11 protein-coding genes and 1 riboswitch are annotated in these 9,684 nt (G+C 66.9%); of the genes, 9 read left to right on the top strand and 2 right to left on the bottom strand.

Annotated elements, in window-relative coordinates; all coding sequences use genetic code 11:
* Together AB1609_08755 and AB1609_08750 are read right to left on the bottom strand one after the other, a co-directional pair.
* Positions 1–549, bottom strand: a 549-nt coding sequence (locus AB1609_08755) for an ABC transporter permease subunit (GenBank protein ID MEW6046558.1), incomplete at its 3' end; no start/stop codon positions are given.
* The gene (locus AB1609_08750; protein ID MEW6046557.1) at positions 524–1,312 is read right to left on the bottom strand and encodes an ABC transporter ATP-binding protein; all 789 of its coding nucleotides are present in this window, start codon (positions 1,310–1,312) and stop codon (positions 524–526) included. The genes AB1609_08755 and AB1609_08750, both read right to left, overlap by 26 nt.
* A riboswitch (TPP riboswitch) is annotated at positions 1,304–1,415 on the bottom strand. (Overlaps the previous gene by 9 nt.)
* A 152-nt stretch (positions 1,416–1,567) precedes the next feature.
* Here AB1609_08750 and AB1609_08745 point away from each other — a divergent pair.
* The 9 genes from AB1609_08745 to AB1609_08705 form a co-directional block, all read left to right on the top strand.
* Positions 1,568–2,035, top strand: a complete 468-nt coding sequence (locus AB1609_08745) for a SpoIIE family protein phosphatase (GenBank protein ID MEW6046556.1) — start codon at positions 1,568–1,570, stop codon at positions 2,033–2,035.
* Between the two features lie 302 nt (positions 2,036–2,337).
* On the top strand, positions 2,338–3,411 hold the full coding sequence (locus AB1609_08740) for an ABC transporter permease (GenBank protein ID MEW6046555.1): 1,074 nt from the start codon (positions 2,338–2,340) through the stop codon (positions 3,409–3,411).
* A gap of 4 nt (positions 3,412–3,415) precedes the next feature.
* Positions 3,416–4,288, top strand: coding sequence for an ABC transporter permease (locus tag AB1609_08735; GenBank protein ID MEW6046554.1), 873 nt, complete (start codon positions 3,416–3,418; stop codon positions 4,286–4,288).
* A 20-nt stretch (positions 4,289–4,308) separates the two neighbouring features.
* Complete coding sequence (locus AB1609_08730) at positions 4,309–5,367, top strand: ABC transporter ATP-binding protein (GenBank protein ID MEW6046553.1); 1,059 nt, start codon at positions 4,309–4,311, stop codon at positions 5,365–5,367.
* Positions 5,357–6,364: an ABC transporter ATP-binding protein gene (locus AB1609_08725; GenBank protein ID MEW6046552.1), complete on the top strand. Its 1,008-nt coding sequence runs from the start codon at positions 5,357–5,359 to the stop codon at positions 6,362–6,364. The genes AB1609_08730 and AB1609_08725 overlap by 11 nt, the downstream gene beginning before the upstream one ends.
* Positions 6,361–6,540 carry a hypothetical protein gene (locus AB1609_08720; GenBank protein MEW6046551.1) on the top strand — a complete coding sequence of 60 codons (180 nt, stop codon included), beginning with the start codon at positions 6,361–6,363 and terminating at the stop codon, positions 6,538–6,540. The genes AB1609_08725 and AB1609_08720 overlap by 4 nt, the downstream gene beginning before the upstream one ends.
* A gap of 71 nt (positions 6,541–6,611) precedes the next feature.
* A complete protein-coding gene (locus AB1609_08715; GenBank protein ID MEW6046550.1) occupies positions 6,612–8,384 on the top strand; it encodes an ABC transporter substrate-binding protein in 1,773 nt (590 codons plus the stop codon).
* A 120-nt stretch (positions 8,385–8,504) separates the two neighbouring features.
* On the top strand, positions 8,505–9,503 hold the full coding sequence (locus AB1609_08710; protein ID MEW6046549.1) for a Gfo/Idh/MocA family oxidoreductase: 999 nt from the start codon (positions 8,505–8,507) through the stop codon (positions 9,501–9,503).
* Positions 9,500–9,684, top strand: a 185-nt coding sequence (locus AB1609_08705; GenBank protein MEW6046548.1) for a gfo/Idh/MocA family oxidoreductase, incomplete at its 3' end; no start/stop codon positions are given. The genes AB1609_08710 and AB1609_08705, both read left to right, overlap by 4 nt.

The raw sequence follows: 9,684 nt of genomic DNA, 5'->3' as shown, positions 1-9,684 counted from the left end.
TACCGCCCCGGGCAGCTTGAGCCACAACAGCGCCTGCCGCTTCGACGCCCCCAGCGCCGTAAACAGGCGCATCATGTCGGGGTCGGGTCGCAGGCCGTCTAGCACGTTCACGGCAACGGGAAAGAACGTGATGACCGATGCCATCACCACCTTGGATCCCCAGCCGTACCCGAACCACAGCACCAGAAGCGGCGCCACAGCGAAGACCGGCACCGCCTGGGAAGCCACCAGCCACGGGAGAAGCGCCTGCCGCGCCGCCGGCCAGGCGTCCATGACCAGCGCCAGAGCGAACCCGGCTGCTGAACCCACCAGAAAGCCCAGCAGTACCTCGCCGGCCGTAACGGCCGCATGGCCCAGCACGAGGCCGCCTCGAATCCCCACCTCCGCCGCGATGCGGCTTGGAGCCGGCAGAAGGTAGGGCGGCAGCCCCCGGAGGCGGACGACGAGTTCCCACAGCGCGATGGCGGCGGCCAGCAGCGCCAGTGGCCGCACCAAAGCGGGCGCCGAGGCGCGGCGCGCCGGTTCAGGGCCGGGGTGGGATCCGGGCATCAAGCGCTTCACGCCCACCTTTCAGCAGTTCCACGACCCGCTCTTCCGTGGCTGCCGCGGCCGGAAGCTCCGCCAGCACCCGGGCCGGACGGTGACCGAGCACGATAACCCGGTCGGCCAGGCGCCGGGCGTCGTTGACGTCGTGGGTGACCATCAGCGTGGGCTGGCCCTGCCAGGTGGCGCGGAAGAGTTCGTAGAGCTCCCGGCGGGTCAGCGCGTCCACCGACGAGAAGGGCTCGTCGAGAAGCCAGAGTTCACCGCCGCCAAGGATGGTGCGGGCCAGCGCCACCCGCTGGCGCATGCCGCCCGACAGTTCGGCCGGGCGGGCGCGCTCGAAGCCGGCCAGCCCCAGGCGCAGGAAAATGGCAGGGGCCATCTTCCGGGCCTCAAGGAGGCGGCTCCGCACCTGCGCGGCTAGAAGGGCGTTATCGAGAGCGCTGCGCCAGGGCAGGAGGAGGTCCTTTTGCTGCATGTAGGCGACCCGGCCGCGCAGGTGAGGAACCGACACGCCATCCCACGTGAGCAAGCCGGCGTCCGCAGGCGTGACGCCCGCGAGGATGTCCAGGAGCGTGGTCTTGCCGCACCCGCTCGGGCCGACCACGGCGACGATCTCGCCGGGAGCGACGGTGAGCGAAACCGCGTCGAGAACCCGCAGCTCGCCGAAGCGCTTGGTAAGGCCGGCGACGACGAGCCCGCAGCGCGGGCGTTGCGCCCGCCAGCCGGGCAGATCCGCAGTGATGGCCGAAGCGGTAAGGTCGGACACGTGACGCCCTCCCTACGCCGGCATGACCCGGATCAGGTTCGAGGGGTCTGCGGCCTTACGCCGCACTCTCAGCGCCGATGCGGGCGCTCCCCCGGCGTCCTGACGACGTATGAATACGCCACCCCTGGTGAATTGTCAAGCGCCCGACCGAACCTCTGTTGGCGTCAAGGGCGGCATCGGTCGGATGCTAGCCGGCCGTGGCGGCCCGGCGTAAACGCCGACAGCTTCGTGGTAAAAGAGCAAGATGGGGAGCTTTTGGTGTTCGTAGCGGACGTGCTGGGTCACGGTGCGGAAGCGGCAGAAGTAGCCCGGCTGCTTAAGGGGTTGGTGCTCCAGGGTATCGAGCTGCCGCCAGACGTCCTGGTGGAATGGCTGCACCGAAGCTTGCGGTATACCCGTGGTGCCTGCTTGCTGGCGCTGAGGGTGGGAGCGGGAGGGCGCCAGCTTCATTGGGCGGGAGCGGGCAACGTGAGAGCGCGCCTCTGGCATGCAGGGGCTCCGAAGGGGATTCCGCTCCTGATCCCGTCGGGCATCGTGGGATACAACCTCCGACGGATTCAGGCCTCTACCGCCGAGGTCACACCCCCGGCTTGCCTGGCCGTAGCCACGGACGGCCTCGCGGATGAGGCATTAGAGCAAGAGCCGTACGATGCCGGAGGCCTCCTGCAGCGCTTTGCCCGTCCACACGACGACGCCACTGTCCTGGTCGTTCGTTGGGACTGACGGCCTGCAACCAGCACTGCCACAAGGGTCTCCCTCCGCGCTGCGCGCTGTGCAGCCGGGTGACCTGGACGGCGCCGTCGCGGGCCAGGGTGTGAACGGCTGGCGGGGTCACCAAAGCCCCAGCGAGGCTTGACAGCTGCACTTCGGCCAGGTGGTCTGGACGTGTTCAGGTGCGGATGGTATGATTACCGTCAGAATCCCAGCGACCCAGGGGCTGGGCGTGCGTCGTGACATGAGACGGGGGTGGCGTCGCCGCCCATGAACAGTCCCGGGCTTGGCATCCGTGAAGCGAGGGCCCGGCCGTGAGTGCGAACGCACCGGTTGCCGTCGAGGCCGCTCCCGCGTACCCGGCCCGGTGGCTGCGGGGCGCTGGCTTCATCGCCGTCAGGGTGCTCAAGGCCCTTCTCACCGTCGCCGTCGTCGTCACGCTCACGTTCTTCATGATACGCCTCATGCCGGGTAACCCCATCGACGTCTACATCCATCAGCTCATTGCCCAGTATGGGATCCCGCTCGCCGAAGCCCGTAACCTGGCGGCGGCGCTCTTCTCGCTGGATTTGAACGAGCCGCTCTGGCGCCAGTACCTGCGGTTCCTCGGCAACCTTACCCAGGGCGACCTCGGGATGTCTTTCCTGTCGCCGGGAACGCCCGTCAGCACCATGATCGGCCGGTTCCTGCCGTGGACCATCTTCAGCGTAGGAACCGGGCTCTTGCTGAGCTTTTCGCTGGGCGTGGGGCTGGGCATGGTGCTGGCGTACCGGCGGGGCTCGTGGTTCGACCAGGCGCTGTCGGCCCTCGGCTCCGTGTTCAGTTCCGTGCCCAACTATCTGGTGGCGATGCTCATCCTGGTGCTGTTCGGCGTGCAGTGGCCGCTGCTGCCCATCCACCAGATGCGCGGCGTGCTCTCGCCGGGCATGCGGCCGTCCCTTTCGTTTGAGTTCTTTGCCGACGTGCTCTACCACGCCGCGCTGCCGGTAGCCACCTACGTCATCACGACCGTGGGCTACTGGATGCTGACGATGAAAAACAGCACCCTGAGCACCCTTGAGGAGGACTACGTCACGGTCGCACGGGCCCGCGGGCTTTCCGACCGGCGGATCGTAACCGCTTACGTAGGCCGAAACGCATCGCTTCCGCTGTTCACGCAGCTCACCATCACCGCTGGCTTCGTGGTGGGCGGGTCGCTGCTCATCGAATCCATCTTTGTTTACCAGGGCATCGGGCTTCTGCTCATCAACAGCATCAACCAGCGCGACTATCCGGTCATGCAGGGGGTCTTCCTGCTGATTACGGTGAGCGTCATCCTGGCCAATTTGCTGACAGACCTCGTTTACGCCCGCATCGACCCGAGAATCCGGTTGCAGGGGAGCGCGTAGCGCGATGGCCGCGCAGGCACTTGCCGCCCGCCGCCTGGGCCGCTTCGGGCTCGTGCTCCGCTCCTCTTCGGGCCGAGTGGGGCTCGCCGGGGTCGTCTTCTTCATTCTGCTGGTCACAGCCGGGCCACTGGTCGTACCGCTCGACACGAAGGCGGACATCTCGGCTATCTACCAGCCTCCTTCGCTTCAGCATCCTCTCGGCACCGACCACCAGGGCCGCGACATCTTCTCCCAGATCGTCCATGGCGGGCGGGGCCTTCTCTACGTGGCGGCACTGGCCGGCCTCCTGTCCACTTTCGTGGCGGTGACGCTCGGTTCGCTGAGCGCCTATATTGGCGGCCGGTTCGACTCGCTTATGATGGCCGTGACCGACGTGGTGCTGACGATCCCGCAGTTTCCGCTCCTGGCCGTGCTGAGCGGGTTCATCCGGCTCACGAGCCAGACGGCCCTGGCGGCCATCATCGGCCTTTTGTCCTGGCCCATGCTGCTTCGGGCCGTGAGGGCCCAGGTGCTTTCGCTCAAGGAGCGGGAGTTCATCGAGGCGGCGAGAGCCCTCGGCCTCGGCACCGGGTACATCGTCTTCGCCGAGGTGCTGCCCAACATGCTGGGCTACATCGTGATCAACCTCATCTTCGCCATGACCTCGGCGATGTACTCGCAGGTGGGGCTCATATTCCTTGGCCTCGTGCCTCTTTCGGGGAACAACTGGGCCGTCATGATCAACCTGGCGTGGGTGCGGGGCGCTATCTTCTTCCGGGACAGCCTGTGTTACATCATGTCGCCCATCGCCGCCATCGCGCTTTTCCAGCTCTGCCTCGTCTGGCTGTCGCGCGCTCTCGAAGAAGTCTATAACCCCAGGCTCGGGCGAGGGGTCTAGTGAACAAGGGGTGCGGGGCCTTGCAGGGGCGGTCGGATTCCGGGCCCGGTCGGACAATTACGGTACTGCAGGTCGAGGGTCTGAGCGTCGAATACGCGACGTCCTCCGGCCCCCTGCGGGCCGTGGAAGGTGCCAGCTTCCGGCTGCATGCGGGCGAAACCCTGGTCATCGTCGGCGAGAGCGGATGCGGAAAAACAACGCTGGCATTGGGGATTCTTCGGCTGCTGCCTCGGTCGGCCAGCGTGACGGGAGGCTCGGTGCGGTTTTTCTTCGACGGCCGGGCCGTTGAGGTCACCCGACTGGCCGACCACGATCTGCGGGAGGTTCGCTGGAGGGTGGCGGCCGTGGTGTTCCAATCGGCGCTCAATGCGTTCAACCCGCTGCTTCGAATCCGCGACCACTTCCTCGAGACGGCGGCTGCCCACGGTATGAGGTATCGCCGCGGTGTGCTCGGCAAGGCGCGCAAACTTCTCGAGATGGTCCAGCTGGAGGCAGACCGCGTGCTCCAGGCCTACCCACACGAACTGAGCGGCGGGATGCGCCAGCGGGCGCTCCTGGCGCTCGCCCTGTTGCTCGACCCGAAGGTCCTGATCCTGGACGAACCGGCTACGGCGCTCGATATTCTCACACAGCGCAGCATCATCGCGCTCCTGCGCTCCCTCAAGGAACGGCTGGGCCTGACGCTTCTGCTCATCTCTCACGACCTGTCCCTGGCCGCCGAACTCGCCGACCGGGTCGTCACCATGTACGCGGGCCGCATCGTCGAGGTGGGGCCGGTGGACGAAGTGTTCTACCGGCCATCCCATCCCTACACGCTGGCGCTGCTGGAGTCCGTGCCACGGCTGCGGGGTGAGTTGCACGAGCTGCGCGTCCTGCCGGGCGCGCCGCCAAGCCTGGTGGCTCCGCCGGCCGGATGCGCGTTTGCCGCTCGCTGTCCCATCGCACGGGACATCTGCTTCCGGAGCGTGCCGGAGCTGCGCGCCCTGTCCGGAGGGCGCATGAGCGCATGCCACTTCGCGGAGTCCCAGCTGGAAGCCGTCGCTGCCGGGGAGCGTGAACCCCTTGCCGGTGAGCGTTGACGGTGCCCTCGTCGGGCTGGACGGCGTCTCCAGGGCGTTCAGCGTAGCCGGGCGACAGGTATGGGCCGTGCGGGACGTCTCGATGGAGGTCGGCCCCGGCGAGACGTTTTGCGTGGTCGGTGAGAGCGGGTGCGGCAAGACCACCACCGGGCGGATCCTGGCCGGTCTCATGCGGCCAACACTCGGGCGGGTTCATTTCCGGGGAAAAGACCTGTGGCGGCTGCCTCGCGGGGAGTTTGCCGAGTTCCGGCGCAGCGTGCAGATCGTTCACCAGAACCCTTATGCATCCCTGAACCCTCTCCACACCGTGGAGCGCATCCTCTCGGCCCCGTTGCTGCGGTACCACCCCGAACTGGGCCGCCAGGGTGCTCGCGGGCGCGCAGCCGAGCTGCTGGGCCTGGTGGGCCTGACCCCGCCGGAGGAGTTTCTCGGAAAGCTGCCCCACCAGCTGAGCGGGGGCCAGCGCCAGCGGATAAGCATTGCCCGGGCCATGACTGTGGATCCATCCGTGGTGGTGGCCGACGAGCCGGTCTCCATGGTCGACGTGAGCCTGCGGGCCGGCATTCTACGGGTTCTCGAACGGTTGCGAGATGAGGTAGGGGTGGGGTTCCTGTTCATCACGCACGACCTGGCCGTTGCCCGGTACTTCGGCCGGCGGGGCCGGATCGGTGTGATGTACCTCGGGCGGCTGGTCGAAGTCGGCCCCACGGAAGCCGTGGTGTCGAACCCGTCCCACCCCTACACGCGAATTCTGCTTTCGGCCGTTGCCGAGCCCGATCCCAGGGGAACCCGCACGCAGCAGCGCATTGCACCAAGGAGCCTGGACGTACCGAGCCTGCTTCGGGTCCCGGGGGGATGCGCGTTTCACCCGCGGTGCCCGTGGTACGAGCCGGAGGTCTGCGACAAGCGCTTCCCCGAGCTCCGCCAGCTCGAGATCGGCCGCAAAGTGGCCTGTCACCTGGTTGACGAAAGGGGGGAACTGCCGAATAACCCATGAGCCCCCGGCTGGGCCGGCTCGCCTTCCAACTAGGGGTATGGCTCGGGCTGCTTTCGGCGGTTGCGGTCGTGCTGGCTCCGCCCGGCAGCGCCGAGCGGCTCGTGGCCGTAGCGGCGCTGGGGGTCAGCGTGGTGTTCGTGGCGGTCGTTGCGGTCGTGGTACGCAGGTCCGGATGAACACGGGGTGCGTGGCGCGGTTGTGCGCCGAGCAAGCAGGTCCGTTGACACGCAGAAAGGGGGCAGGGGAGATGTCCCGCGGAGGATCGGGCGTAGGTTGGGTGGTAGCAGCGTGGTTGCTGGCTGTGGGGCTCGCGGCTGCCACGCCGGCGGCGGCACTGGCCGCCTCAGAGTTTCACGGTGCGTGGCCGTACGTCGTACCGCCGGCCGGGCATTTCAACACTTACGTTCCCAACAATCTCGGTATGGGCATCTACCAGCAGCTCATGGAAGAGCCCCTGGCCTTTTACTACTGGGACAGCGGCACCTATGAGCCCGTACTGGCCACTCAGTGGCGGATGGTGCCGCCCGACCGGTTCGAGGTGAAACTCAGGCAGGGCGCGCGGTTCAGTGACGGTACGCCCTTTGACGCCGACGACGTGATCGCCACGTTTACCGTGGGTCGGCTGTTCAACTGGGTCGTATGGAGATACCTTGATCGGATCGAAAAGGTGGACGCTTACACCCTGGTGTTCCACATGAAGGATCCGTCCACGGTCATTCCCCGGTACGTACTGCGTGAACCTATCCGCTCTGACTCGGTCTACGGCACGTGGGCCAAGCGCATTGCCGAACTCGTTGCTCAGGGGAAGGGGCCCGATTCGGATCAATGGAAGCAGTTGCGGGTGGAGTTTGAAAGCTTCCGGCCAGCGGCCGTGGTGGGGACCGGGCCTTTTGCGATCGACACGCGCAGCATCTCGGAATCGCAGATCACCCTCCTCAAGGTGCCGACGGCCTGGGCCGCTTCGCGAGTGAAGTTCGACCGCGTCGTCCTGTACAACGGCGAGACGCCGCAGATCACGCCTCTCGTTCTTGCCAGACAGGTCGACTACGCAACCCACGGGTTCCCGCCGGCGACCGAGCGGCGCATGGTGGAGGAGAAGATCCGAATCGTGCGGCCGCCTCTTTACACCGGGCCGGCCATCTTTTTCAACAACAACGTGTATCCGCTGAACCGCCTCGAGGTGCGCCAGGCCGTTGCCATGGCCATCAACCGTGACGAGAACGCCCGCGTCTCGCTGGGCGACTCCGCGAAGCCCCAGAAGTACATGGCCGGATTCAGCGACAACCTCGTGCCTCTCTGGCTGACCGAGCCGCAGCAGGAGCGGCTCAACCCGTATCCGTACGACCCCGAGAAGGCCGCGGCGTTGCTCAGATCCATCGGGTTCCGCAAGGGGCCGGACGGCGTCTGGGTCACGGACCGGGGCCAGCCCATGGAGTTCGAGCTGAGCGTGCCGGCCGAGTACGCCGACTGGTCCGCAGCCGCCGAAAACGCAGCCGAGCAGCTCAGCCGCTTCGGCATCAAGGTGACCGTCCGGGCCGTCACCTTTACTCAGCATCCGACGGAAGTCAACCAGGGGCGCTTCCAGATGGCCATCCGGGCCTGGGGCATTGGGAACCCGCATCCGCACTTCGCCTACGTGCAGGATCTGTTCACGCACAATTACGTGGCCGCCGCGGCTCTCGGAGCGGGGGCGGTGGCCGCTGGCCCTGGCATGAACTTCCCGCTCAAGCAGAAGACGAAGGCTCTCGGCGAGGTGGATCTGGAGCGGCTGGTGGTGGATGCGGCGTCAGGCCTTGATCTGGCGGGGCAGAAGGAGGCCGTCGCGAAGCTCGCCCTCGCGTTCAACGAACTGCTGCCGGTCGTGCCGCTTTGGGAGCGCTACGGCAACAATCCGGTTCTGGAGAACGTCCGTGTAAGCGGGTGGCCACCCGATGGCGACCCGATCTACCTCAACAGCCCGTACGTGGATCCGTTCAACATCATCCTGATTCACATGGGCAAGCTCGGGCCGGCCACGTGAGGTGGCCGAAGCCCGGCCAAGCAGAGAAGGGTGGGGCAGGGCTCGAAACCTCGCCAGGGCGGGCAAGAGCCCGCCTCACCTTTGCAAGGCCCGTAGCCTGGCGGGAGGTTGTGGGGCTCCATGGGAGCACTGAAGGTCGCTATCCTCGGGGCGGGGTTCATGGGCGAGGTTCATTTCCATGCGTGGCAGGCCCTCGCGTCGCGCGGCGTCGAAGTCGTGGCCATCGCCCGGCTCGGGGACGAGCCGAGGGCCTGGCTGGGAGACCGGCCGCCCGCTGCAGTTTACCACGGGTTTGAGAGAGCGCTCGAGGCCAGGGGCATCGACATCGTCGACATCTGCCTTCCGACTCCCTTGCATCGTCGAGCCATCGAAATGGCGGCGGCTGCCGGGAAGGCGGTGTTGTGCGAGAAGCCCCTCGCTCGAACCGCACAGGACGCGGAGGCGGCGGTCGAGACCGTGCGGCGCCACGACGTGCCCTTCATGGTCGCGCACGTCGTGCGGTTCTTTCCGGACTACCGGCTGGCCCGAGAGGTTGCCCTGCACGGCGAGATTGGACAAGCTCGTTCTGCGCGCACCTTCCGGGGCGGGGCGCTACCGGCCTGGAACACCTGGATGCGGGATGAGGCCGAAAGCGGCGGCGTCATCCTCGACATGCTCATTCACGATATCGACTTTCTGCGGTGGGTTTTCGGCCCGATAGCGCGGGTGCACGCGGTGGCAACGGCGGTAGGCGACGCCGGAGGGCAGCATGCCGCGCTGCTGATGCGGTTCAAAAACGATGCCATCGCCATGGCGGAGGGCGCCTGGAGCTATCCGCCCGGATCCCCCTTTCAGACCGAGGGGGAACTTGCCGGCACTGCCGGGCTGATCCAGTGGTCCAGCCGGGATTCGGTGGCCGTGCGGTTGTTTCGAGATGCCGAGCGGATGATCGAGGCCCGGCTGCCGGCGAGCCCGCTGGAACCCGACCCGTTCCAGCTGGAAATCGAGCACTTCCTCGATCACGTGACACAAAAGGCGCCGCTTGCCATCACACCGGAAGATGCCGCGGCCGCGGTCCGGGTGGCCGAGGCGGCGACGCGGTCGGCCCGCGAAGGCAAGCCGGTGGAGGTGAACGCATGAAAATCGGGCTGATAAGCTTCGCCCATCTCCATGCGTACTCGTATGCCTCCCAACTCAAGACCCTGCCGGGGGCCGAGTTCGGGGGCATCTATGACGAGTTACCCGCAAGGGCCAGGCTGCAGGCCGCGAAGTTTGGCGTTCCCTGGCTCGGGCGGCTCGAGGACCTGCTGGCCGCGGTGGA

Source organism: Bacillota bacterium (assembly GCA_040754675.1).
In the GTDB taxonomy this organism is placed as follows: Bacteria; Bacillota; Limnochordia; order Limnochordales; family Geochordaceae; genus Geochorda.
The sequence above is the reverse complement of the archived record's forward strand: the minus strand, read 5'-3'. Positions and strand labels throughout refer to the sequence as shown.

Coding starts and splice junctions, on each gene's coding strand:
- AB1609_08735 (MEW6046554.1), top strand. CDS start 3,416: ATGGCCGCGCAGGCACTTGCCGCCCGCCGCCTGGGCCGCTTCGGGCTC.
- AB1609_08720 (MEW6046551.1), top strand. CDS start 6,361: ATGAGCCCCCGGCTGGGCCGGCTCGCCTTCCAACTAGGGGTATGGCTC.
- AB1609_08715 (MEW6046550.1), top strand. CDS start 6,612: ATGTCCCGCGGAGGATCGGGCGTAGGTTGGGTGGTAGCAGCGTGGTTG.
- AB1609_08710 (MEW6046549.1), top strand. CDS start 8,505: ATGGGAGCACTGAAGGTCGCTATCCTCGGGGCGGGGTTCATGGGCGAG.